Raw genomic sequence first — 24,151 nt, forward strand, 5'->3', positions numbered from 1 at the left:
GTGACCGTACTGACCATGGGCCGCCCACCGGCCGCGGTGCGCGACGAAGTGCCCGACCCGCTCGACCGTCTTCCTCCCGGCCGGGCACGCGGCGTGGCGCTCTTCGCGGTGCTGGCCGTGCTGTACTTCGCCGTCGGCTACCTCTTGGTCATGCGGTACAACCTGTTCGACCCGGACTCGACGAGCCGGGTGGCCAACGCCGATTACGTCACGGCGAGCCGGGATCCGCACCTGTCCGCGGTTGGCTTCGTGTGGAATCCGTTGCCGAGCCTCGTCGAAATCCCCATCCTGCGGTTTGCCCACTGGTGGCCGGAACTGCGCAGCCACGGTGTCGCCGGTGTGGTGCAGAGCGCGTTGTTCATGGCCGGTGCAGCGGTGATGGTGCGCCGCATCGCTCTCGACCGCGGTGTCGGGTCCGGCTGGCGCCGGATCGCCGTCGCCGCCTTCGCGTTGCAGCCGATGATCGTCGTCTACGGCGCATCCGGGATGAGCGAGGCTGCCGAGATCTTCAGCATGGTGTGGTGCGTGCGCCACCTGATGCGCTGGGTCGAACAGCGTGTTGTCGCGGACCTGGCGCTGGCCGGTGTCGCACTCGGCGTCGGCTACCTGGCGCGCTATGAAGCCGTCCCCGCCGCGTGCGGGGTGGCGGTGTTCGTCGCGGTGATGGTGTTCCGCCGGGCCATACCGACGGCCCGGATCGCCAATGTCGCAGCGAATGTCGCAATCGTGCTGTTTCCCATCACCACGGCCGCCATCGTCTGGGCCGCCGCCGGATGGGTGGTCAACCAGGAACTCTTCGCGACCTTGACTTCGCGTTACGGCAACGACAGCCAAGTGGCCGTCGCGACAACAGGTAGCTCTCTGGCCAGCCGCGACCCACTCGCCGAGTGGACCGTGATCTCGACCCGCCTGCTGGGCATGCAACCCCTCGCCGGAGTAGCGGCCGCCGGTGCACTGCTCTACGCGGTGACGAGCCGTCGGCCGGCACCGCTGGTGCCGCTGATCGCGTTCGGGCCGATCCTCGCCTTTGCGGCATGGGGCGAATACACCGGCACCACCTTCGGCTGGTTCCGGTACTACATCCTGGCGATCCCGATGGTGGTGTGTATCGCGTTGTCGTGCTGGAAACCCCGGCACCCGATGCGTCGGCCCTGGCAGACCGACAATCGTGCCGCAAAACTGGGAGCGGTGTTTCTCACCCTGTCCGTGCTCGTCGGGTTCCCGGTCACGACAGTCGCCGCACTGAACCCCCGGATCGGAAATCAACAGCTGCAGTTCGGCTTCAATTCGCTACTCCACCCGGAGCGGTTCCCGGCGCAGGAACAGTGGTACCGACGGCTCTTGGCCAACGACCGGGAGCTGGCCGGTTATCTCGACAGCTTGAACCTGCCCGACGGCTCGGTTCTGATGGACACCTTCTACACCTGGGGCGTCTGGCTGAGCTCGAAGCATCCCGAGCAGTTCATCATCACCAGCGACTACGACTTCAAGGCGGCGCTGAACCGGCCGTGGCGGTCGGGTGTCAAGTACATGCTGCTCAGCAACCCTAAGACCGCAAGCCGCGACGCGATCACCGCCCGATACCCGTCGATGTGGTACAACGGCGCGGGACTCGGCGACTTGGTGCTCACGGTGTACGGCGCCGAAGGCGAGGAGAAGTTTCGGCTCTATCGGATCACCGAGCCCCGGCAGACCTGGACGGGCAGGTCTCCGCAGAGCTCCCCCTAGCCCAGCTTGCGCAGCCGCGGCGCGAGGTCCTTCTCGAACAACTCCAGGAACCGCCGCTGGTCGTGCCCAGGCGCGTGGAAGACGAGGTGGTTGAGCCCGTACTTGACGTACTCACCGACCTTCTCGACCGCTTCGTCGGGATCCGACGACACGATCCACCGCTTGGCGACCTGCTCGATCGGCAGCTCGTCGGCGGCCTTCTCCATCTCGAGCGGATCGTGGATGTTCGTCTTCTGCTCGGCAGTCAGCGACAGCGGCGCCCAGAACCGCGTATTCTCCAGCGCCAGTTCGGGATCGGTGTCATAGGAGATCTTGATCTCGATCATCCGGTCGATCTCGTCCGGGTTCTTACCCGCCGCCTCGGCGCCCTCTCTCATCGCGGGAATGAGCTTGTCCTTGTACAGCTCTTCACCCTTGCCGGAGGTGCAGATGAATCCGTCGCCCGCACGTCCGGCGTACTTGGCCACCTGCGGACCACCCGCGGCGATGTAGATCGGAATACCGCCCTCGGGCACGTCGTAGATCGACGCCCCCTTGGTGTGGTAGTACTCGCCCTCGAAATCGACCCGGTCGCCGAGCCACAGTTCGCGCATCAACCGCACGGATTCGCGCAGCCGCGCATACCGTTCTTTGAACTCCGGCCACTCGCCGACATATCCGGTGGCGATCTCGTTGAGCGACTCACCGGTTCCGACGCCGAGGAAGATCCGGTCGGGATACAGGCAGCCCATGGTGGCGAACGCCTGCGCGATCACCGCCGGGTTGTAGCGGAACGTCGGCGTCAGCACCGAGGTGCCGAGCACCAGTCGCTTGGTGCGTTCACCGACCGCCGTCATCCACGCCAGCGAGAAGGGCGCGTGCCCGCCTTCGTGCCGCCAGGGCTGGAAGTGGTCACTGACCGTGGCACTGTCCATGCCGTGCGCCTCGGCCAGCACCGCCAGCTCGACCAACTCACGAGGCGCGAACTGCTCCGCCGACGCCTTATATCCCAGTTTCAGTTCAGCCACACTGTCGTTTCTACTCCAGTCGACCCGGGCACGGCAGCCGAGGTCTCATGGCGGAGCTCAGAGCGCGAATACCTGGCCGTCCTTGGCCACCGTGGTGTTGCCACCGAAGTTCTTCCCGACGGCGTCGAGCCACTGCGAGTCGGGCAGATCGACCGGGTAGTAGTGGCTCAGGATCAGCTGCTTGGGGTTCACCGCGGCCGCCACCTCACCGACCTGCTCGGCCGAGGTGTGTGAGTTCTGCAGGTAGGTGGGGGGGAAGCTGTTGCCGTAGTAAGAATCGTCGAGGGTGATCATCGCCTCGTGTACGAGGATGTCGGTGCCCTGAGCGAGCCGGATGAGGTTGTCCGACTTGGTGGTGTCTCCCGAGAAGGTGATCGACACGGCGGGGTTCTTCAGATCGAAGCGGAAGGCGAACGCGGGGTAGACGTCGTAGTGCGACACCAGCGTGGCGGTGACGACCATGTTGTCGTCCTCCATTACCGGAAAGGGTGCGGTCCGCGGTGATCGGTCGCGATAGTTCGACCCTGGGGGAACGGCGATTTCGTGCACCCGCACCAGGTTCTGGATGTCGTCGATCCCGACGTCCCTGATGAAGATATTGCTGGTGTAGGCGAACGCCTTGTGCAGTGCCTCGGTGGTGGCGGCGAGGCCGGGAGTCGGGTCAGCCGGGTTGACCGTGGGCGGGTGAGGGTCGCCGAGCTCGCTGGGTGGCAGGCCACCGGCGGGGCCGGGACCGTAGACCCGGACGGGAGCCTTGCCGTGCGGCGCCTTGTAACCGCCGGAGAGGAAGAAGCTGTAGTAGTCGACGATGTGGTCGGTGTGCAGGTGCGTGATGAACATGGCGTTGAGATCGTCGAAGCTCAAGCCGGCGTTGGTGAACGCGTTCAGCGAGCCGAGGCCGCAATCGATCACATAAAGCGCACTGCCGAGCTTCAGCGCCGTCGAGATGCCGTAGCTGTTGGCCGACGGCGGGGGTCCCGCCGCGACGCCCAAGGTGATGAGGGCGTTGTCGGGCAAAGGTAGCCCTGTGCCCGCCGGGGCCTGCGGAGCCACCCTGGCCGGGTTGGCCGAACCGGTCAGCACCGCCGATCCGAGAACCGCTGAACCAGCCACCAGTGCCGATCTTCGGGAAATCGCGTTCAGTCGACGTGTGTTGTCATGGTCGCAGCGCTCAGTCACGCCGAGAGCGTACTGCGGCCGCAGCGAATTTTCGTGCTGCGCATGCGGACGTTTGGTGAATCTGGTCAGTCGGGTTCGCCCCTAGACTCGCCAGCATGGCACCGGTCCTCACCGCTGTTACCGACCGCGTCCACATGGCGCACACTCCGCTGGTCAATTGGACACTGGTCACCGACGACGACGGCGTCATGCTGATCGACGCCGGCTTCCCCGGAGACCGTGATGAGGTTCTGGCCTCGCTGCGCGAACTGGGATTCGGCCCGTCCGATGTGCGCGCCATTCTGCTCACCCACGCCCACGTCGACCATCTCGGCTCGGCAATCTGGTTCGCCAAGACCCATGCCACACCGGTCTACTGTCACGCCACCGAGGTCGGCCACGCCAAACGGGAATACCTCCAACAGGCCTCCCCCAGAGACCTGGCGTTGCACGCCTGGCAGCCGCGTTGGGTGAAGTGGTCGCTGGACATCGTGCGCAAGGGCGCGCTGTCGCATGAGGGCATCTCCTCCGCCGGCGCACTGACCGAAGACGTCGCCGAGACCCTTCCCGGACGCCCGCTCGCGGTTCCGACGCCGGGCCACACCGGCGGGCACTGCTCCTACATCGTCGACGGCATCCTGGTCAGCGGTGACGCACTGGTCACGGGCCACCCGCTGGCCACGAGACCCGGGCCGCAACTGCTGCACCGAGTGTTCAACCACGACGAGCAGGCGTGCGCCCGCAGCCTGGCCGCACTGGCGATGCTCGAGACAGAGGTGCTGATCCCCGGCCACGGCGATGTCTGGTACGGCCCCATCCGCGAGGCAACCCGTCAGGCGTCGGCGCGCTGAGCCGCGCCCGGCGCCGGCACCAGGTTCTCCCGGAGCGCCGCCCCTCGGGGTGAGGTGCCACACCGAGGCGCAGAGCGCTTTCCGCCATCACACCACTGTCTAACGCGCAGCGGCAGAAGGCATTCCGCAATCGGAGTTTGTGCTCACGCTGATTTCAAATTCGGCCAGCTGGGCCCGCTGTCAGCTCCTTGAGGAAGGCGACCGGATAGACCTCACCCTCGGCGGCGAGCGGTTCGGCGAGGCGGCGGTAGCCGGCGCTGCCGTAGAGCGCCTCGGCTTCGGGCTGGCGATCACCCGTCGTCAGATAGATCCGGCGGTACCCCCGGTCGGCGATCTCGGCCTCCAGCACGGTCAGCAGCGCCTTGCCGTGGCCCTTGCGCCGGTGCCCGCTGTCGGTCCAGATCCGCTTGAGTTCGGCGGTCTCGGCATCGAAGCGGCGGAAGGCACCGCCGGTGACCGGTACATCGTCGAGCAACCCGATCAGCATGGCGCCGCCGGGCGGCCCGAACTCCTTGGCCGGGAAGCCGAGCAGCCACCGCATGACGCCCGCTTCGGTGCCGTCGTACCGAGTCGCGTACTCGACGGCCAGCTCGGCCAGCAGGGGTTGCGCCAACGGGTCATCCTGGCGGACGTGGACAAAACGCAAGTCGTTCACCGAGCGTGCAGTCACGGCTTCGAGTGTGCCCGCACGGCGGTCGCACGCCTGCCCCGACCACCGTCAACGCACAATGGATATGCCCGCAGCCAGCGAAAAGGCCGTCGCCACGTCACCCTTTCCGCCGGCAAATTGACGCCTGTAAAGTTCCATCTCATGGACAACATTCGCGGCAAGACCATCGCTATCACCGGCGCGGCCCGAGGTATCGGCTACGCCACCGCCAAGGCGCTGCTGCAACGCGGTGCCCGCGTGGTGATCGGCGATCGTGACGTGGCTCTCGAGGAATCCGCGGTCGCCCAGCTCAGCAAGCTCGGGCCGGTGTCCGGTTACCCGCTCGACGTCACCGACGCCGAATCGTTCGCCACCTTCCTGGACAAGGCACGCGCCGACGGCGGCGGGCACATCGACGTACTGATCAATAACGCCGGTGTCATGCCCGTCGGCCCGTTCCTGGACCACCCCGAGCAAGCGGTCCGCAGCGCGGTCGAGGTCAACTTCTACGGCGTGCTCACCGGGTGTCGGCTGGTGCTGCCCGAGATGGTCAAACGACGTAGCGGCCACATCGTCAACATCGCCTCGCTGGCCGGCATGCTGGCCATCCCCGGCCAGGCACTCTATGCGGGAACCAAGTTTGCCGTGGTGGGTCTGACCACCGCCCTGTCCGACGAGTTCGCACCGCAGGGCGTCGACGTCAGCTGCGTCATGCCGACGTTCACCAACACCGAGCTGATCGCGGGTACCAATGCCACCGGCGCCAACAAGCCGGTGCAGCCCGAGGACATCGCCGCGGCCGTCGTGAAGACGCTGGACCAGCCCAAAACCGCGGTGTCCGTGCCATATCCGCTGCGTTTCGTCGCCGCGGCGACCGCGTTCCTGCCGCCGCGCGGGCGGCGCTGGCTGTCGAAGAAGATGGGCACCGACCGGGTGTTCCTCGATGTCGACACCACGGCCCGGGCCGCCTACGAGCAGCGCGCCCAGGCCGCCACCGGCGTGCTGGAAACCCCGGACAGCTAAGCGAGCACCGGCACGGCGTCGCCGTGCCGGTAGGCCTCGACCTCCTCGATGTGGGCTAGCAGGACTTCCGGCGCGACGACGTACACCGCCCCGTGCTCCGCCCCGGCCGTTCCGACGAGCACCGCGGATACCCGTTCGGGGAAGTCGTCCCCATCCCCGGTGAAGCTGATCCACGCCCGGGTCACCGTCTCGTGGCGCTCGTCGGAGAACTCGGCGGCCGACGGCTGGTAGAACCAGCTGAGCAGAGTTTCGGTCGAGAAGTCGGTGTCGAACGTCCAGCCGCGGGAGATCAACCACTGGTCGAACGTCTCGACCGCCTGACCCAGTTCGTCGTCGAAGTCGTCGCCGACCAGAGTCTCCATCACCTGCTCGGGAATCCAGCGCGCGTCACGCGTGGACTGGCGCTTCTTGCGGCGAGCCTTCTTGGCGTCCGAGCTGCGCGACACCGCTACCCCAGCGCGCGATCGAGGTCCGCGAGCAGATCCTCGGTGCCCTCCAGGCCGATCGAGATCCGCACCACCCCGTCACCCAGCCCGATCGAGGCGCGGCCCTCGGGGCCCATCGCACGGTGGGTGGTGGTGGCCGGGTGGGTGATCAGCGATTTGGCGTCGCCGAGGTTGTTCGAGATGTCGATCACCTGCAGCTTGTCCAGCACCTCGAAGGCGCGGTCTTTACCACCGTCGAGTTCGAAGGTGACGACGGTGCCGCCGCCGGACATCTGCCGCTTGGCCAGGTCGTACTGCGGATGCGACGCCAGATACGGATAACGCACCCAACGCACGGCGGGATGGCCTTCGAGGAACTCCGCGACGCGCTGCGCCGAGGAGTTGCTGTAGTTCACCCGCACCGACAGCGTCTCCAGCCCCTTGAGCAGCACCCAGGCGTTGAACGCGCTCAGCGCCGGTCCGGTGTGGCGCATGAGCTTCTGCACCGGCCCGTCGATGTACTCCTTGTCGCCCAGGATCGCCCCGCCGAGCACCCGGCCCTGGCCGTCGATGTGCTTGGTACCGGAGTACACCACCACGTCCACCCCGAGCGGAATGCCCTGCTGCAGCAGCGGGGTGGCAAAGACGTTGTCCAGCACCACTTTTGCACCCGCAGCGTGGGCCATCTCGGAGACGGCGGCGATGTCGACCAGCGACTGCATCGGGTTCGACGGGGTTTCGAAGAACACCGCCTGGGTGGGCTTGCTCAACGCTTCTTCCCACTGTGCGAGGTCGTCGCCGTCGACGAACACGGTCTCCACACCCCAGCGCGGCAGGATCTCGTTGCACACCACGAAGCACGAGCCGAACAGGCTGCGGGCGGCCACCAACCGGTCGCCGGCACCGAGCAGCGCGCCCAGCGCGGTGAACACCGCCGACATGCCCGACGCCGTGGCGAACGCCGCGGGCGCGCCCTCGATCAGCCGCAGCCGCTCCTCGAACATCGAGATCGTCGGATTGCCATAGCGGGAGTACACATAGCGGTCGATCTCTCCGGTGAACGCTTTTTCGGCCTCCGACGCCGAGGAGTAGACGTACCCGGACGTCAAGAACAGCCCCTCGGCGGTCTCCTCGAACCCGGAGCGCAGCAACCCGCCGCGCACCCCGATGGTGGCCTGGCCGACGCCCTCCGGCAGCGGCGCCGGGATCCGCACCGACGGCACGTCGCCGTCGGTCACGACTGCTTCCAGGGCAGACCCAGTGCGCGCCAGCCGTTGACGCCGCGGTGACCGTTCTGGTCGAGCTGGCCCTCGAAGCCGTCGAGCATGTTGTAGGAGGGTGCGATTCCCGCGGCGGTGGCCGTCTCGGCAGCCGGGATGGACCGATTGCCGGAGCGACAGAGAAAGACCACCGGACGCTCACCGGGAGTCACACCGGCGGCGACCAATTCGTCGATGAAGGCGTCGTTGTGCTGACCGTTGCTGCGGTTCCACTCCACGAACACCACGTTGCGACCGAGGGCGGACAGATCCGGTACACCGACCCAGCGCCATTCGGTCTCGGTGCGGCAGTCCACCAGCACCGCGTCGGGGTTTTCGCTGAGCAGCTTCCAGCTCTCCTCGGGGGTGATGTCTCCTGCATAGCTCACGCGCGTGAGTCTTCCATACCGCCCTGAGCTAGACCGGCCCCGGCGAGCAGACGGTCCAGTTTCCGCCCTCCCGGACGAACGTCGTGGGCGTGGCGATCTTGCTGTCCGGGGTGTGCTCGAAGTGGTAGACGACGGTGCCGGTGGCCCGGTCGCCGTCGATGCGCACCCCGGTGACGTCGTCGACGAACCGCGCACCCTGGGCGATCTTCGACTTCTGTTGGCGGGCAAGGACGTCGGCTTCACTGCCCTGCTGCGCGGCGCAGGTGTAGGTCCGAAAGTCGGCGTAGTTGGCCCGTTGCAGGGCGTCGTTCTGGCCGACCGCGGCGCGGCTGACCTTCAGTTCCTCGCTCATCCCGTCATCTCGGAACAGCCACGAGATCCCGACGGCGGCGAGCACCAGCACGGCCACACTCAGCGCGATCAGAATCGGCATCGGGCTGGCGCCGTCGCCTCCCGGCTCGGTCACGGCTGCCACAGCCTGCGCAACGCGGCCGACACCTGCCGGACCCGGTCGCGGGCGGTGGTGACGTCGGGCCCGGTAGCCAGCGCCAGGCCCAGCCGCAGCCGCGACGCCCCCTCGTGGCGGCCGAACAGCCGGACGTCGCTCTCCGGGACGGCCAGCGCCTCGGCCAGTACGGCCGGTTCGGCGTCGGGGCTGGCGCTGGTCTCGTCGGCGCCGCTGTAGGTCACCTCGGCGGCACCGGGCGAGATCATGATGGTGTCCACCGGCAGGCCCAGCACCGCTCGGGCGTGCAGTTCGAACTGCGAGAGCCGCTGGGTGCGCAGTGTGACCAGCCCGCTGTCGTAGGGGCGCAGGCTGACGTCGGAGAAGTACACCTCGTCGCCGCGGACCAGCAGTTCCACCCCGAAGACGCCGTGCCCACCCAGGGCGCGCACGATCCGGGCGGCCACCGACTTGGCGGCGCCCAGCGCAGCGACGGTCATCTGCTGGGGCTGCCAGACCTCCAGCACACCGCCGTCGATCTGACGGTGCCCGATCGGCTCGCAGAAGTGCAGCGCCGGTCCGTTGGGCCCGTCGGTGCGCACGGTCAGCAGCGTCACCGCGTAGTCGATCTCTACCACCGTCTCGGCCAGCACCCGGTTGTGCGGAACCCGCCCACCGGCGGCGACGGCGCGCTGCCAGGCCGGTTCGACATCGTCGGGCCGCAGCAACACCGACTGGCCCTGCCCGGGTACGCCGATCACCGGCTTCACCACCAAAGGAAAGCCGGCGTGCTCGGCGACGGCGGTCAGTTCCTCCACCGAGCCGGCGAACCAGAACGGCGCGGTCGGCAGGCCGAGTTCGTCGGCGGCCAGGCGGCGCATGCCTTCGCGGTCGAGACTGAGCTGGGTGGCGTGGACGGCCGGCACCACCTGAGTGGAGCCGCTCTCGGCGGCCGCGCGCAGCGCGTCGATGGCCACGGCGTTGGTGTCGACCACGACGTAGGCGGGCTCCACCTTGGCGATGGCGGCGGCCAGCTCCTCGGGGTCGGTCATCTTCACGACCAAGGCCTCGTCGGCGACGTCGTGGGCGGGGGCGTCGGCGTAGCGGTCGACGGCGGTCACCTCGGCCCCAAGCCGCTGGAAGGCCAGCACCAATTCGCGGCTCAGCTCACCGGATCCCACCAGCATCACACGCATGATGCCCAAGGATAGGTGGGCTCAGCCCCGTGCCGGCCAGTGCCAGGGCGGCTGGTCGAGCAGGCCCTGGCCGACGATGGCGGTCTCGCCGGTCGATTTCGTCAGCTCGATGGTGTTGACGTCGCCCTGGGTCTGCAGCGCATCGACCAGCGCCACGGCATGGCTGACGACGACGACCTGGGACCGTTGAGAGCAGCGTGCGATCAGGCCGGCGAGCGCAGGCAGCAGGTCGGGATGCAGGCTGGCCTCCGGCTCGTTGAGTACCGTCAGCTCGGCTGGCCGGGGACTGAGCAACGCGGCCACCCACAGCAGGTAGCGCAGGGTGCCGTCGGACAGTTCGGCCGCGGTCAGCGCCCGCTGCATTCCCGGCTGGCGCAGCGTCACCTCGAACCGGACGTCGTTGCTGCGGATCTCGACCCGGCTGCCGGGGAAGGCATCGTCGACCGTCTCGGCCAGGGCGGCGGCGTCGCCGATCTCGATGATGGTTTGCAGGGCGGCCGCCAGGTCAGAGCCATCGTGGCTCAACGCGGGCGTCCGGGTGCCGATCTGCGGCCGGCGCGCGGGCGCGGCAGCGTCGGTGCGGACGTGGTCGTAGAACCGCCAAGACCGCACCCGTTCGCGCAGCGTCAGCAGTTCCGGGGCGGACTGCGGGTCGGCGAGCTCGCTCAGCATGCTGTCGAAGGGACGCAGCGCGGTAGACGCGGTACCCCAGCCGCCCGGGCCGTCGTCGTCGCGGATGCGCACCACCGGCCCCGATCGCTCGGCGAGCAGCGCCGCGGGCCGCAGCACAGGTCCGGCCCACACCGCCTCGGACTTGATCTCGGGATCCAGGTTGAAGGCGGTCTTCCCCGGGACAGGGACACCGAAGTCCACGGCGTAGCCGAAGTCCTCACCGGCGAAGCCGAGTTTGAGGCTCGCCGGGCCCTTCTGCCCCGATCCGGCCCACATCGTCGAATTCAAGCCGCCCTCGCGGGCCAGGGCGTTGACCGCGCCGTTGCGCGCCGAGTCGGCCAGCAGTCGCAGCGCGCGGTACAGGCTGGACTTGCCCGCACCGTTGGCGCCGGTCACGACGTTGCATCGGTGTAGCGGCACGACCAGTCGACGCAGCGATCGATAGTTCTCCACGGCGACGGTGTCGAGCACGGCGCCACCTTAACCAGGGGGTACCGACAAGTCGGCGCGGAAGCCCGCCATCGCGGCCAGCACGGCGGTGAATACCCGGTGCGCGGCGTCGAGGTCGGAATCGGGCAGCTCAGCCAGGGCCCGATGGGTGTGGGTGGCCAGCGGGGTGAAGAACGCCCGGCCCACCTCCATGCCGTGGTCGGCATAACGCAGGATCACCTTGCGACGATCGGCTGGATCGGACTCCCGGCGCAGATGGCCCGAGGCGATCATCCGCTCGACGAGATAGGTGATCGCCGCCCCGGAGACTCCCATCCGGTCGCGCAATTCGCCCGCGGTCAGCGGTACACCGGCGTTGTCGGCGACCATGACGTGCACCAACGCCCGGAAGTCGTTGGCCGACAGGTCATGGGTTCCGGCGAACACCCGTCCAATCTGGTCGGCTTCGGCCGACAGCGACTGGACGTCGGCCACAACGGCTGACTCCAGGGCGGCGCGAGCCGGTTGGTTCATGCCACCACCATATCTGTTAATTAGATGAACTGTTCAGAATCTGAAGCTATTCTGGGTGCCATGCACCGTGGGGCACCACTCCGCCGATCCGCGTGGGAGCGCATCGGCGCACTCGTCAGCGGCCGCCTGTCCTGGGTATTGGCGCTGGTCATCGCGATGATCGGCGGTGGCCTGATCGGACTGGTCGGGCAGAACGACGCGGCCGACCAGTCTCCGGTGTCGCTGCCCCCCGGCGCCGAGTCGGCCCGCGTCGCCGACACGCTCAAGCAATTTCCCGGCGGCAAGCAGGCACCGGTGATCCTGGTCGTCAGCCGCACCGACGGCGGCGCAATGACCTCGACCGACTTGGCGGCCGCCGAGGAGGCCCGGGCCCGGATGCTGGCCGTCACCGGGACCCCGGGACCCCCGATACCCGTCGTCGCCTCAACCGACCGCAAGGCCGCGCTGACGCCTGTCCCGGTCGACTCCACACTGTCCGGCTTCGCGCTCAACGACATGGTGAAGTCGCTGCGCGAGGCGGCTAAGACCGGCCTTCCCGCCGAGCTGGCGGTCAACGTCACCGGCGGCCCAGCATTCGGCGCCGATATCGCCAACGCGTTCTCCGGAGCCAACGTCACCCTGCTGGCGGTCACCGGGGCCGTCGTCGCCCTGTTGCTCATCGTCACCTACCGCTCGCCGGTGCTGTGGCTGGTGCCGCTGCTGGTCATCGCCTTCGCCGACCGGCTCGCCGCCGTCGTGGGGTCGGCCATCGCGCAGGCCACCGGAATGACCGCCGACGGCTCGACGTCGGGCATCACCAGCGTGCTCGTGTTCGGCGCCGGCACCAACTACGCGCTGCTGTTGATTTCGCGTTACCGCGAGGAATTGCGCCGCGCCGGCGGGCATCGTGCGGCCCTGCAGACCGCGGTGCGTTTCGCCGGGCCGGCGATCGTGGCCAGTAACGCCACCGTCGTGCTGGCGTTGCTCACCCTGTTGTTCGCCTCCTCACCGAGTACCCGCAGCCTGGGTGTGCAGGCTGCTTCGGGGCTGGTAGTCGCGGCGGTCTTCGTGCTGCTGGTACTGCCGCCGCTGCTGGCGCTGTTCGGGCCGAAGTTGTTCTGGCCCTTCATCCCCCAGCCCGGCGGGGAGGAGATCACCACCACCGGCGCCTGGCATCGGGTGGCCGACTGGGTGTCGCGCCACGCTGGGCGGGTCGCGGTCACCTCCATCGCGGCGCTGGCCCTGCTGACCACCGGTCTGCTCGTAACCCCGGTGGGGCTCAACCAGATCGACCAGTTCCGGGTCAGCGCCGACTCGGTCACCGGGTATCGGACCCTATCCGCACACTTCCCCGGCGGAACAACGGACCCGACCCGGGTGATCGGCAGCTCCGCGAAGGCCGATGCACTCACCCGGGCCATGCAGGACACCCCCGGCGTCGTCTCGGTGACCCCGGCCGGTCAGACCGGCACCGGCCTGAGCCAATGGCAAGTCGTCGGCGACGCCGCGCCCGCATCCCAGTCCGCGTTCGGTACCGTTGCCGCACTGCGCGATTCGGTGAAGAAGGTCGATCCGTCGGCAATGGTCGGTGGTGCCGACGCCCAGGCTCTGGACGCCAAGGACGCCGCGATCCACGACCGGTGGGTGGTCATCCCCGCCATCCTGGTGGTGGTTCTCGCGGTCCTCTATGTGCTGCTGCGGGCCGCGCTGGCACCACTGGTCCTGGTGGCGGCGACGGTACTGTCCACCATGGCCGCGCTCGGCATGGGCGGGTGGGTCAGTGTCCATCTGCTCGGCTTCCCGGCACTCGACAGCACCACGCCGCTGTTCGCGTTCCTGTTCCTGGTCGCCCTCGGTGTGGACTACACAATCTTCCTGGTCACCCGCGCCCGTGAGGAGACACCGCAGCACGGAACCCGCGGCGGTATCGTGCGCGCGGTATCGGCCACCGGGGCCGTCATCACCAGCGCCGGCATCGTGCTGGCGGCGGTGTTCACCGTGCTCGGTGTGCTGCCACTGATCGTGCTGACCCAGCTCGGCATCATCGTGGGCCTGGGCATCCTGTTGGACACCTTCGTGGTGCGTACGGTCGTCATCCCCGCGTTGTTTACCCTGATCGGCCCGCGGATCTGGTGGCCGGCGTTCCGGCGCGACGAGATCGAGCAGAACGCCTGACCCACCGGGGGCGCGTAACGTCGTGTCGTGTCGTGTCGTGTCGTGTCGTGTCGTGTCGTGACGTGACGCTCCCCCGCTGCCGGCATTGGACGGGCCTGAAGTCCGTGCCGGTCAGCCGGTGACCTCGTGAGGGTCAGTCCTTGAACTGGTCGCGATGACCTTCGAAGACGCCGGCGCGGGCCAGCAGCAGGCTGCTGACGACCAGCACCCAGAACGGGAAAGCCAGGGTCAGCCACATGCTGATGTCGCTGGCGATCATCAGCGCCACGGCCAGCACGTAGCTGACGATCACCAGCCAGCGCGGCATCAGCTCAGTGCGCAGCCAGATGGTGGCCAGCGAGATCATGAACACCGCGGCCATCCGCAGCGCGTAGGTCTTCGACAGCGCGAGCACCACCATCTGTCCGAAGACCGCCACCTCGCTGTGGCCGAGGGCGTCGGAACCCACGGCGCTGTTGCTGCCCGACAGGCCCGCACCGATCGAGCTCGTTACGAACATCATCGCCAGGAACAGCAGCCCACTGCCCAGGAATACGGTGGAAAAGAACTTGTCCTCGAACCGGCCGAACCCGTCGCGCACCACGCCGATGAACCACAGGAACGCGATACCGGCGAACGGCATCAGCACGGCGGCGATCCGCATCTTGCCGCTCGCGGCATCCAGCCACTGCGAACCGGGCTGCGCCCCCTCGGGCAGCGAGGAGCGGATCAGGATCAGATTGGCGCCGAACAACACTGCGAACACGACCCCGGCGGCTGCGGCGGCTCGCGGGGTGGTCAGGCTTTTCAGTGTGGGCGAGCGTCGTTCTGGCACGCCGCCATGGTGACAGATCTCAGGGCTGGCCGGGCAGCAGTCGCACCATCAGTCCGTGCGCCTCCGCGCAGAGCGTGCCGTCGGGGTCGGTGAGTTCGGCGTTGACGAACGCCTTGCGCCCCTGCGCCTCGCGCAGCCAGCCGCGGGCGGTCAGATCGGTGTCGATCGGGGTGACGTTGCGATAGTCGACGTGCAGGTAGGCGGTGCGGCTGATCGGGCGACCGGTGGCGTGGATGACCATGCCGAACACCGAGTCGAACAGCAGCGGCAGCACCCCACCGTGCACCGCATAGTTGCCGCCCACGTGGAAGCGGCTGAACCGCACGCGCAGCTCGACCCCGTCGGCATCGAACTTGCCCACCCGATACGGCGGCATCAACAGGCTGCCGGCGCCGGGCAGGCTGGGCACCCGGCTGGCCGGACCGACGCCCTCGGCGGCTTCGAACGGGCTCAGCAGATCCACCAACTCCTCGGCACGGTCGGCGGCGGCGCTCCAGGTGTCGGAATCCGGATCGGCGCTGACGGCGAGGTCCTGCGCGCGGCGCATGGCGGCGATGAATCGGCCGAATCCCGGTCCCGGGCGCGCGGGCTCGAACTTCGGGAAACCGCCGTGCTTGTCGTAGTCGGGGTCCAGACCGCGCTCGTCGGTCATCCGCGAGGCGCCAGGATGTCGCGGCGCACGATCGTCTGCTCCCGCCCCGGGCCGACCCCGATACACGAAACATGAGCGCCGGCAAGCTCTTCCAGACGCAGCACATAGTCACGGGCCTTGGCGGGCAAATCGGAGAACTCGCGGGCCGCCGAGATGTCCTCCCACCAGCCGGGCAGCTCTTCGTAGATCGGCTCGGCGCGGGCGATGTCGCTCTGGGTCATCGGCATCTCGCTGGTGCGCTTGCCGTCAACCGTGTAGCCGACGCAGACCGGAACGGTCTCCAGGCTGGACAGCACGTCGAGCTTGGTCAGGAAGTAGTCGGTGATGCCGTTGACCCGGGTGGCATACCGGGCGATCACCGCGTCGAACCAGCCGCATCGCCGGGCCCGCCCCGTGGTGACCCCGACCTCGCCACCCGTCTTCGACAGGTAGGCGCCGTACTCGTCGAACAGCTCGGTGGGGAACGGTCCGGATCCCACTCGGGTGGTGTAGGCCTTGAGGATCCCGAGCACAGTGGTGATGCGGGTGGGGCCGATGCCGGAGCCGACGGCCGCGCCACCCGCGGTGGGGTTCGACGATGTCACGTACGGATAGGTGCCATGGTCGACGTCGAGCAGCGTGCCCTGAGAGCCCTCCAGTAGCACCGTCTCACCGGACTCCAGCGCCGAGTTGAGCAGCAGCCGGGTGTCGGCGATGCGGTGCTTGAACCCCTCGGCCTGCTCGAGCAGGGTTTCGAGCACCTCGTCGGCGTCGAGCGCCTTGCGGTTGTAGATCTTGACCAGCACCTGGTTCTTGAACTCCAGCGAGGCACCGATCTTGGCGGCCAACAGGTCGCGATCCAGGACGTCGGCGACGCGGATGCCCATCCGAGCGATCTTGTCCTGGTAGCACGGGCCGATACCGCGGCCGGTGGTGCCGATCTTCTTGCTGCCCATGTAGCGCTCGGTGACCTTGTCGATCGCCACGTGATACGGCATCAACAGGTGAGCGTCGGCCGAGATCAGGAGCCCTGAGGTGTCGATGCCACGGTCTTCGAGGCCGGAGAGCTCGGTGAGCAGAACTCCGGGGTCGACGACCACGCCGTTGCCGATCACGTTGGTGACCCCGGGGGTGAGGATCCCCGACGGGATCAGGTGCAACGCGAAGTTCTCGCCGTTGGGCAGGACCACCGTGTGGCCGGCATTGTTGCCGCCCTGGTAGCGCACCACCCACTGCACACGCCCACCGAGTAGATCGGTGGCTTTACCTTTGCCCTCGTCACCCCATTGGGCGCCGATGAGGACGATTGCCGGCATGGCGTAATCTCCCGCCTGATCTGCATAAAAACACGGTCCAGCCGGTGACCCACCCTATCGGAGCCCGGCCCGAGGAGTGTCGTTGACCAACACCGAGGTCGTCGTGTTGCGGTTCGGGACCCGCCGAACGCCCCGGCCGCTGGCCGGGTTGCCGGTGTACGACGGCGACGACGCGGCCGGGTTCGACGCCGCGCTCCGCGCGGCCTCGCGGGTCGTCGTGGTGGGTTCCGACGCCGACCTGGCCGCGGTGCTGACCCGGCTGATGCGTACCGATCGCCTCGATGTCGAGGTCGCCCACGCACACGGGTGGCGCTCGGCGCGGCGCGCAAGAAGCGCTGTCGCACAACGGGTTCCGCTGATCCGCGACGAGTCCGGCACGGTGCTGGTCAAGGCTGCGCTCTGGCTTCCGCCCGCCGACGGGCGGGTGGTCCACGGCGAGGCGGTGGTCGATGACGAGGTGCTGTTCGACGGGGAGGTGGGCGGTGTTCGGATCGAGCCGACGGCCGCGATGCCGGGCCTGCGGGCGGCCGTCATCACCGGCGGGCTTGGTCCCCGCCGCTGGTCGACCGGCCGGGCAGCGCAGCTGGGTACCACCGGTGCCCGGATGGTGCGCGACGGGGTTCCGGCGGCCCGCGAGGTCAAACGGGCAGCGTTCTACCGGCACACCACCGGCTGGCTACGCGTCAGTTGATCGCCGGTGGTCAGGGCCTGCTCCGGTAGTTTCGTGAGGTGAGCATTCGCCCTTTGCGCCAGTCGGTGCGGCCGAGCCCGGTTTTCCTGGTGATCGTCGCGGTCACCGTGCTGGGCGGGGTGCTGGCCTGGCTGGCCGCCGAGACGGTACGGCCACTGGCCTACGTCGGGGTGTTCATCTTCGTCATCGCCGGCTGGCTGGTGTCGCTGTGTCTACACGAATTCGGCCACGCCTACACCGCCTGGCGGTTCGGCGACCACGACGTGGCGGTGCGCGGCTACCTCACCCTCAACCCGCTGAAGTACTCCAGCCCGCTGCTGTCGCTGGGCTTGCCGTTACTGTTCATCGCCCTGGGGGGCATCGGGCTGCCCGGCGGCGCGGTCTACCTCAACACCGCCTACATGAGCGCGAGGCAGCGCACGCTGGTCAGCCTGGCCGGGCCGTCGGCCAACCTGCTGCTGGCCGTCGTACTGCTGGCGGCCACCGGGATGTTCTACGACCCCGCGCACGCGGTGTTCTGGTCGGCCGTGGCCTTCCTGGGCTTCCTGCAGATCACGGCGCTGATCCTGAACCTGCTGCCGATTCCCGGACTGGACGGGTACGCAGCCCTCGAGCCCCACCTGAGCCCTGAGACGCAGCGCGCAGTGGCCCCTGCCAAGCAGTTCGGGTTCCTGATCCTGTTGGTGCTGTTGCTGGCGCCCGCGCTCAACCAGTGGTTCTTCTCCGCGGTCTACTGGTTGTTCGAGCTATCCGGCGTCCCAGGTGCGCTGGCCGCGGTCGGCGGCCAGCTCACCCGGTTCTGGTCCGCCTGGATGTGAGGCCGGCGCGCCGCCACCGGCCTCATCGACCGTGGTGTAGCCGCTGGTCGTAAGACGCCCTGGCGATCGGGTCGGTGTCCATCATCTGATGATCGGCGCCCAGCAACGCCATGACGCGAGTGCGGGTGGCCGGCGGCAGGAGGCCGTACAGCGCCGAGACCGTCCCCAACCGCCGTGGGACGTACACCGAACTCCGGCCTCGGTGCACCGCCGCCACGATCGCTTCGGCGACAGCGTCGGGGGCACACGACCGCAGCATCGCGTGATCGGACAGGCCGGCCGACAGCTCGGTCTGGACCATGCCGGGAAACACGGTGCTGAACCCGATCCCCGAGCGGCGGTACTCGAGGGCGACCGCCTCGGTGAAACCGGCGACGGCGAACTTGGTGGCCGAATACGTCGCCACACCCCCGAAGCCCATCCGTCCCGCCGCCGAGGCGATGTTGACCACCCGTCCCCCACCCCGCGGGAGCATCCGCTCGATCGCGAGTTGGGTTCCGAAGATCACCCCGGCGACGTTGATGGCGAGCTGGCGGCCGATCGATTCCGACGATTCCTCGACCAGGGGCGTCACCGGCATCACACCGGCGTTGTTGACCAACACGTCGATCGGTCCGAGGGCATCGGTGAGCGAATCGAGGAACGTGGCGAAGCCGGCGCGGTCGGTGACGTCGAGCTCTCCCCACCAGCACCCGAGATCGGCGGCGGTTCGCTCCGCCGCAGCGATGTCGACGTCGCCGATGGCGACCTTGGCACCCGCCCGGATGAACGCCGATGCGGTCGCCGCACCGATCCCGCGTGCGCCACCGGTCACCGCCACAACGCGACCGCTGAGATTCATCCTGGTCATGTCGACTCCCTTCACGAACCGAACCGGCGTCGAAGCCCGCGGGCGCCGAGCAGCCGGGAGATGCGCCGTACCAACGCTCGCCGTGGCGCGGTGTAGGGGAACCAGGTCGGCTCCCTGTCGGGGGTGATCCGAGCCGACACGATCGCCTGCGGTCGGCAGAATTTGGCAACGGCATCCTTACCCCCGCGCGCGCCGATGCCCGACTGCTTCCAGCCCCCCTGGGGCAGAGCGAGGGTGAACAGATTGGCGAACACGTCATTGATGTTCACCGCGCCCGCATCGATGCGCCGCGCGATGGCTTCGGCGCGGCGCGCGTCGCCGCAGAAGACGACCGCGGACAGCCCGTAGCGCGAATCGTTGGCCAACCGCACCGCCTCGTGCTCGTCGGCGACGCTCATCACCGGCAGTACCGGGCCGAAGGTCTCCTCGGTCATGCAGGACATCGCGTGGTCGACACCGACGAGGACGACGGGGGTGTCGCCGTCCGGGTGGCCGGCCACGGCGGTGGCCCCGTGGCGCAGCGCGTCCTCAAGGTGTCGCCGCACGATCTCGCCCTGGGCGGGGCTGACCGGGCGACCGAAGTCCCGTCCGGGCCGCAGGGCGGCGACCTTCGCCGTCACCGCGGCGACGAACCGGTCGTAGACGGCGGCTTCGACGTAGACCCGTTCCACCGATACGCACATCTGCCCACAGTTGGCCATCGCGCCCCAGACCGCGGCATTCGCCGCGCGTTCGAGGTCGGCGTCGGCGAGCACGATCAAGGCGTCCTTCCCGCCGAGTTCCAGAGCGCACGGAATCAACCGGTCGGCCGCCGCGCGCGCAACGGCACGCCCGGTCTGCACCGAACCGGTGAACGAGACGAAGTCGACGACGTCGACCACCGCCGCACCCACATCGCCGTAACCAGTCGCCACGGCAAGCACTTCCGGAGCGCCGATCTCCGCCCAGCCGGCAACCGCGGCCGAGACCGCCGCCGGGGTCAGTTCGGAGGGTTTGATCACCACGGCACACCCGGCGAGCAGGGCAGGCACCGCATCGAGAAGCGACAGACCGATCGGGAAATTCCACGGGCTGATGACGCCCACCACCGGATAGGGCCGTCGAACCAGCAACTGCCGCTTGGTCACCGCCAACATCCCGTGTGGGCGAGGGTGGCGGTCGGCCAGAACCGAGGGGGCACGTCGGCCGTGGTAGTTGATCGCCTCGACCACGTAAGGGATCTCCAAGCCGGCCTCGGCGGGCGGCTTGGCCGTCTCGTGCGCGAGCTCCACCTCGAGCCGGGCCTGGTTGTCCAGCAACCAATCCCGATATCTGCGCAACCATCGCGCCCGCGCTGATGGCGCCAGAGCCGCCCAGCCTGGCTGCGCGGCCCGCAGCGCGGTGACGGTGGTCGCCACGGCGTCCGAGGGCGACCTCACTCGGCGGACCTGGTCAGCAGATTCCGCTTGAGCACCTTGCCGGTTTCGTTGCGCGGCAAAGCCTCGACGAAGTGGACATCGCGCGGGACCTTGTGGCGCGCGAGCCGCTCCCGCACGTAGGACCGGACGGTCTCGGCGTCGAGATCCCCGTCCGGCGCGACCACGAAGGCACACAGCCGCTGCCCGAAATCCTGGTCGGGTACGCCGACCACCGCCGCGTCGACCACCGCCGGGTGTTCGCACAACAGATTCTCCACCTCGACCGGGTAGACGTTCTCTCCGCCGGAGACGATCATGTCGTCCTCCCGTCCGTCGACGTACCACAGTCCGTGCTCATCGAAATGGCCGGTGTCACCGGTCGATAGCAGCCCGTCGAGCACGCGCTTGCCGCCGCCGTCGGTGTAACCCGAGAAGCTCAGCCCACTGGACACGTACAACGTGCCGATCGTCTCCGGCTCGGTGATGAGGCGATCGTGGGAGTCGTAGGCCGCCACCCGGCAACCCAGCGGCGGGCGTCCGACCGTACCGGGGGCCGCGCGAAGCTCGGCGGGGGTGGCGACGGTTGCCGTCGCCACTTCCGTCGAGCCGTACAAGTTGTAGAGCACGTCTCCGAAGGCGCCCAGCGTGCGCCTGCACAGATCCGGCGACAACGTCGACCCCGCGGCGAAGATCACCCGTAGCGACGACGTGTCATGGCCGGCGATGACCTCGGGGTCGACGTCGAGAAGCCGACCGAGCATGGTGGGAACCAGGACCAGCGCGCCCGCCCGGTAGGTGGTGATCGCGTCCAGCGCTGTCGACGGATCGAACCGTCGGGACAGCACGACGCGGTTACCCAGAGCCAATGCGACTGCGGTGGTGGCCAGCCCGGTCGCGTGGAACAGCGGGGCGGCAACCACGTAGGCACCGCGGCTTGGCCACGGGACGCGGTCGAGCAGCTGAGCAGACTGCAGTGGGCTGATCCGGTTGCGCGGGGCGCCCTTCGGGGCGCCAGTGGTTCCGCTGGTGAGCAATACCAGACCGCCGGGGTGGCGCGGACGACGCAGCGGACCACTGGATTGAGACCCGGCAATGCCCTCGATGGACGACCCCCCCGGCGCACCCTCGGTCCAGTTCAGCATGATGCGGACGGCACCGGGCAGCGCCGTGAACAGCGGCGAGAACTCCTCGTCTGCCAGCAGCAGACCGATGCTCTCCCGTCGGCAGACGTCGGCGAGTTGAGGACCCGCGAATCCGGTGTTGAGCAGAACAGTTCGGATGCCGACCTTGCCCGCTGCGGCCAGCGCCGACACCATGTTGCGGTGACCGCGGCTGAGCAGTCCCAGCGTCGGCACAGTGCCGTGCACACCGGCTGCCAGCACACGCGCCATGGCGTTGGAGTGCTCGTCGAGCTCACGGAACGTGAGAGTGCCGCGCTCATCGGTCAAGGCCGGGGCGTCTCCATAGCGGGTGGCGGTGTAGGTCGCCAGTCCCCCGAACGACCCGTAGCGCCGCAGCGCCACGGCGGCGGTCACCAGGGCGGCCGGGTCGACGACGTCGATCATCCCGCGCCGCTGCAGCACCGCGGCAGCTCGCAGCAGGTTCACCAGTCGCTGGCCGGTCACGTCAGACTACTGATCAGTCGGGCGACCTCGCGGGGGTTGTCGAGCTGCGGGCAGTGGCCGGAGCGCGGCAACACCACCAACGAGCTACCCGGGATCTGTTGGTGCAAGGTACGACTGGCATCGACCGGGATGATGCGGTCGCGCGCCCCATGTGCCACGACAACCGGGCAGCTCACCTGGAGATCTCGATGCCCACCGGCGGTCTCCTGCGCATACTGCAGCGCATAGCGACTCAGCGAGGCCAGCGCTGCGGGCCCGCCGACCGTGCGGCGCCACCGCGCGGTGACGGCGGGGTCGGCGACAGTGTCCGGCCCATACAGGATGCGTCGAACCGCCTGTGTGGCGACCCATTTCAGCACGCCTGCGGGGATGGGCATCATCGCGGCGGTGTTCCAGACCTGTGCCGGCACCCGCCCGCCTCGCGCCAACCGGGCCGGGAGATGGCGCGCGTTGATCGGATCGTTGAGCGCAAGAACGCCCTGCACGGCATCGGGATTGTGGTCAGCAGCGCGCAGCGCCGTGGTCGAGCCCAGCGAGTTGCCGACCAGCACGGCGGGTCCGCGCTCGGCCAGCAGCGCGTCGACAAACCCATCGAACTGCGGGAGGAGTGGACCCGACCGACGCGAGTCCGCCCAACCGAATCCGGGGAGGTCGACCGCCGCCGCACACCGGCCGGAGGCTTCCAGCTGCTCGAGGACCGGCCGCCAGGTGTCAGCGGAATCCGCATAGCCGTGCAGGAGCAGGACGGGCGCCCCGTTGCCGCCGACCGACAGGACCCGGGTGCGTACTCCGTCGTAACACCCCGTGCCGGTGTCGATCATGCCGAGAGCAGGCCTTTGGCGATGTGGGTCACCTGAACTTCGTTGCTGCCGGCGTAGATCATCAGCGATTTGGCGTCCCGGGCAAGTCGCTCCACGTGATACTCGGCCATGTAACCGTTGCCGCCGAAGAGCTGCACCGCCTCCATCGCGACGTCGGTGGCGGCCTGTGACGAGTAGAGCTTGATCGCCGAGGCCTCGGCAAGCGACGGCAGCCGGCCCCGCGCAACTGCTTCCAGAGTCTGGAAGACCATGTTCTGCACGTTCATCCGAGCCACCTCCATCTGCGCGAGCTTCAGCTGGATGAGTTGGAACTGCCCGATGTTCTTGCCCCACAGCGTGCGCGTCTTCGCGTAGTCGATGCACAGCCGATGGCATTCGTTGATGATGCCGAGCGACATCAATGCGATGCCGATCCGCTCACCGGCGAAATTGGCTCTCGCACTGTCCCGCCCGTCGCCGGCGCCGTGCTGCTCGGTCTCGCCGAGCAACCGGTCGGGACCCAGGCGGACATTGTCGAAGAACAGCTCCCCGGTCGGGGAGGACATCATGCCCATCTTCTTGAACGGCGTGCCCTGGGTCAGCCCGGGCATCCCGGCGTCGAGCACGAAGGTCAGTACCGGCCGGTCGCGCTTGGCGACACCGCTATCTGGCCCCTCGTCGAGCTTGGCGTAGACCACGATGACGTCGGCGTCCGGGCCGTTGGTGATGAAGGTCTTCTGGCCGTTGAGCACATAGTCCGAGCCGTCGCGCCGGACATAGGTCTTCATACCGCCGAATGCGTCGGATCCGGCATCGGGTTCGGTGATGGCCCACGCTGCGATCTTCTCCAGGGTCATCAACTCCGGCAGCCAGCGCTCCTTCTGTGCGAGCGTTCCCCGGCTCATGATGGTCGACGCCCCCAACCCGAGACTGACGCCGATGGTGGAGAGCAGTCCGATACTCACCGAGGCGATCTCGGTCACCAGAACCGCCGCCATCGACACCTGGGCGCCGAGGTCCCCGAGCCCGCCGCCGCGGGCTCGGGACTGCGCGGTCTCGCCGGCTTCGGCTCGCGCGCGTTCCCGGTCCAGCATCGTCTTCACCGCCTCGGCGGCCATCGCGTCGAGACCGAACTCGCTGAACAGCTTCCGCGCGATCGGATACGGCGAACGGCTCCCGCTCTCGAGTTCCTCCAGATGCGGCCGGATCTCCTTGGCGATGAACTCGCGAACGGTGTCGCGCATGATGATGTCGGTGTCCGACCATTCGATCATCGGTAAAACTTCCTCG

General features: G+C 68.3%; 24 protein-coding genes. 6 read left to right on the plus strand and 18 right to left on the minus strand.

The window, feature by feature from the left end; all coding sequences use genetic code 11:
* Window positions 1-1,728 (plus strand): glycosyltransferase family protein, encoded by a 1,728-nt coding sequence (locus ACXDF8_RS14950; protein ID WP_457224048.1) that lies wholly within the window; start codon window positions 1-3, stop codon window positions 1,726-1,728.
* Here ACXDF8_RS14950 and fgd read toward each other — a convergent pair.
* Both fgd and ACXDF8_RS14960 read right to left on the minus strand, forming a co-directional pair.
* A complete protein-coding gene (fgd, locus tag ACXDF8_RS14955; RefSeq protein WP_457224049.1) occupies window positions 1,725-2,735 on the minus strand; it encodes a glucose-6-phosphate dehydrogenase (coenzyme-F420) in 1,011 nt (336 codons plus the stop codon). The two genes, ACXDF8_RS14950 and fgd, sit on opposite strands and share 4 nt — an antisense overlap.
* A gap of 57 nt (window positions 2,736-2,792) precedes the next feature.
* Window positions 2,793-3,914 (minus strand): MBL fold metallo-hydrolase, encoded by a 1,122-nt coding sequence (locus tag ACXDF8_RS14960; RefSeq protein WP_457224050.1) that lies wholly within the window; start codon window positions 3,912-3,914, stop codon window positions 2,793-2,795.
* 95 nt (window positions 3,915-4,009) lie between these two features.
* Here ACXDF8_RS14960 and ACXDF8_RS14965 point away from each other — a divergent pair, with 95 nt between their 5' ends.
* Window positions 4,010-4,744, plus strand: a complete 735-nt coding sequence (locus tag ACXDF8_RS14965; RefSeq protein ID WP_457224051.1) for an MBL fold metallo-hydrolase — start codon at window positions 4,010-4,012, stop codon at window positions 4,742-4,744.
* Between the two features lie 154 nt (window positions 4,745-4,898).
* Here ACXDF8_RS14965 and ACXDF8_RS14970 read toward each other — a convergent pair whose 3' ends face one another.
* On the minus strand, window positions 4,899-5,414 hold the full coding sequence (locus tag ACXDF8_RS14970; protein WP_457224052.1) for a GNAT family N-acetyltransferase: 516 nt from the start codon (window positions 5,412-5,414) through the stop codon (window positions 4,899-4,901).
* A 141-nt stretch (window positions 5,415-5,555) separates the two neighbouring features.
* Between ACXDF8_RS14970 and ACXDF8_RS14975 the strand changes: the two genes are divergently transcribed.
* Window positions 5,556-6,416 (plus strand): SDR family oxidoreductase, encoded by an 861-nt coding sequence (locus ACXDF8_RS14975; RefSeq protein WP_457224053.1) that lies wholly within the window; start codon window positions 5,556-5,558, stop codon window positions 6,414-6,416.
* Here the strand turns inward: ACXDF8_RS14975 and ACXDF8_RS14980 are convergent.
* Genes ACXDF8_RS14980 through ACXDF8_RS15010 form a run of 7 tightly spaced genes read right to left on the minus strand, consistent with a single transcriptional unit; the run spans window position 6,413 to window position 11,765 of the window.
* Window positions 6,413-6,862, minus strand: a complete 450-nt coding sequence (locus ACXDF8_RS14980) for a hypothetical protein (RefSeq protein WP_457224054.1) — start codon at window positions 6,860-6,862, stop codon at window positions 6,413-6,415. The genes ACXDF8_RS14975 and ACXDF8_RS14980 overlap by 4 nt on opposite strands.
* A 2-nt stretch (window positions 6,863-6,864) precedes the next feature.
* A complete protein-coding gene (locus ACXDF8_RS14985) occupies window positions 6,865-8,079 on the minus strand; it encodes an O-succinylhomoserine sulfhydrylase (protein ID WP_457224055.1) in 1,215 nt (404 codons plus the stop codon).
* Window positions 8,076-8,489: a rhodanese-like domain-containing protein gene (locus ACXDF8_RS14990; RefSeq protein WP_457224056.1), complete on the minus strand. Its 414-nt coding sequence runs from the start codon at window positions 8,487-8,489 to the stop codon at window positions 8,076-8,078. The genes ACXDF8_RS14985 and ACXDF8_RS14990 overlap by 4 nt, the downstream gene beginning before the upstream one ends.
* A gap of 28 nt (window positions 8,490-8,517) precedes the next feature.
* Entirely contained in the window at window positions 8,518-8,955 is a 438-nt protein-coding gene (locus ACXDF8_RS14995; protein ID WP_457224057.1) for an Rv0361 family membrane protein, read from the minus strand.
* Window positions 8,952-10,130: a formate-dependent phosphoribosylglycinamide formyltransferase gene (purT, locus tag ACXDF8_RS15000; RefSeq protein ID WP_457224058.1), complete on the minus strand. Its 1,179-nt coding sequence runs from the start codon at window positions 10,128-10,130 to the stop codon at window positions 8,952-8,954. The genes ACXDF8_RS14995 and purT overlap by 4 nt, the downstream gene beginning before the upstream one ends.
* 21 nt (window positions 10,131-10,151) lie before the next feature.
* Window positions 10,152-11,273 (minus strand): AAA family ATPase, encoded by a 1,122-nt coding sequence (locus tag ACXDF8_RS15005; protein WP_457224059.1) that lies wholly within the window; start codon window positions 11,271-11,273, stop codon window positions 10,152-10,154.
* Window positions 11,274-11,282: 9 nt separating this feature from the next.
* Window positions 11,283-11,765, minus strand: a complete 483-nt coding sequence (locus ACXDF8_RS15010) for a MarR family winged helix-turn-helix transcriptional regulator (RefSeq protein ID WP_457224060.1) — start codon at window positions 11,763-11,765, stop codon at window positions 11,283-11,285.
* Between the two features lie 60 nt (window positions 11,766-11,825).
* Between ACXDF8_RS15010 and ACXDF8_RS15015 the strand changes: the two genes are divergently transcribed.
* Window positions 11,826-13,919, plus strand: coding sequence for an MMPL family transporter (locus ACXDF8_RS15015; RefSeq protein ID WP_457224061.1), 2,094 nt, complete (start codon window positions 11,826-11,828; stop codon window positions 13,917-13,919).
* 133 nt (window positions 13,920-14,052) lie between these two features.
* Here the strand turns inward: ACXDF8_RS15015 and ACXDF8_RS15020 are convergent, their stop codons facing one another.
* From ACXDF8_RS15020 to ACXDF8_RS15030, 3 genes are read right to left on the minus strand one after another with little or no spacing between them, the layout of a single operon-like run.
* Window positions 14,053-14,700 carry a hypothetical protein gene (locus ACXDF8_RS15020; protein ID WP_457224166.1) on the minus strand — a complete coding sequence of 216 codons (648 nt, stop codon included), beginning with the start codon at window positions 14,698-14,700 and terminating at the stop codon, window positions 14,053-14,055.
* Window positions 14,701-14,752: 52 nt separating this feature from the next.
* Window positions 14,753-15,385, minus strand: a complete 633-nt coding sequence (locus ACXDF8_RS15025) for a PaaI family thioesterase (protein ID WP_457224062.1) — start codon at window positions 15,383-15,385, stop codon at window positions 14,753-14,755.
* On the minus strand, window positions 15,382-16,680 hold the full coding sequence (locus ACXDF8_RS15030) for an adenylosuccinate synthase (RefSeq protein ID WP_457224063.1): 1,299 nt from the start codon (window positions 16,678-16,680) through the stop codon (window positions 15,382-15,384). Before ACXDF8_RS15030 ends, ACXDF8_RS15025 begins: the two co-directional genes overlap by 4 nt.
* Before the next feature lie 82 nt (window positions 16,681-16,762).
* Here ACXDF8_RS15030 and ACXDF8_RS15035 point away from each other — a divergent pair, with 82 nt between their 5' ends.
* Complete coding sequence (locus ACXDF8_RS15035; protein WP_457224064.1) at window positions 16,763-17,371, plus strand: peptidase M50; 609 nt, start codon at window positions 16,763-16,765, stop codon at window positions 17,369-17,371.
* 38 nt (window positions 17,372-17,409) lie between these two features.
* Window positions 17,410-18,189: a site-2 protease family protein gene (locus tag ACXDF8_RS15040; protein WP_457224065.1), complete on the plus strand. Its 780-nt coding sequence runs from the start codon at window positions 17,410-17,412 to the stop codon at window positions 18,187-18,189.
* A 22-nt stretch (window positions 18,190-18,211) separates the two neighbouring features.
* Here the strand turns inward: ACXDF8_RS15040 and ACXDF8_RS15045 are convergent, their stop codons facing one another.
* Genes ACXDF8_RS15045 through ACXDF8_RS15065 form a run of 5 tightly spaced genes read right to left on the minus strand, consistent with a single transcriptional unit; the run spans window position 18,212 to window position 24,135 of the window.
* On the minus strand, window positions 18,212-19,039 hold the full coding sequence (locus tag ACXDF8_RS15045; RefSeq protein WP_457224066.1) for an SDR family oxidoreductase: 828 nt from the start codon (window positions 19,037-19,039) through the stop codon (window positions 18,212-18,214).
* A gap of 11 nt (window positions 19,040-19,050) precedes the next feature.
* Window positions 19,051-20,457, minus strand: a complete 1,407-nt coding sequence (locus tag ACXDF8_RS15050; protein ID WP_457224067.1) for an aldehyde dehydrogenase family protein — start codon at window positions 20,455-20,457, stop codon at window positions 19,051-19,053.
* The gene (locus ACXDF8_RS15055) at window positions 20,454-22,061 is read right to left on the minus strand and encodes an AMP-binding protein (protein ID WP_457224068.1); all 1,608 of its coding nucleotides are present in this window, start codon (window positions 22,059-22,061) and stop codon (window positions 20,454-20,456) included. The genes ACXDF8_RS15050 and ACXDF8_RS15055 overlap by 4 nt, the downstream gene beginning before the upstream one ends.
* Window positions 22,058-22,882, minus strand: a complete 825-nt coding sequence (locus ACXDF8_RS15060) for an alpha/beta fold hydrolase (protein ID WP_457224069.1) — start codon at window positions 22,880-22,882, stop codon at window positions 22,058-22,060. Before ACXDF8_RS15060 ends, ACXDF8_RS15055 begins: the two co-directional genes overlap by 4 nt.
* Window positions 22,879-24,135, minus strand: coding sequence for an acyl-CoA dehydrogenase family protein (locus ACXDF8_RS15065; RefSeq protein ID WP_457224070.1), 1,257 nt, complete (start codon window positions 24,133-24,135; stop codon window positions 22,879-22,881). Before ACXDF8_RS15065 ends, ACXDF8_RS15060 begins: the two co-directional genes overlap by 4 nt.
* Window positions 24,136-24,151: the final 16 nt, after the last annotated feature.

Source organism: Mycolicibacterium sp. CBM1, assembly GCF_054073305.1.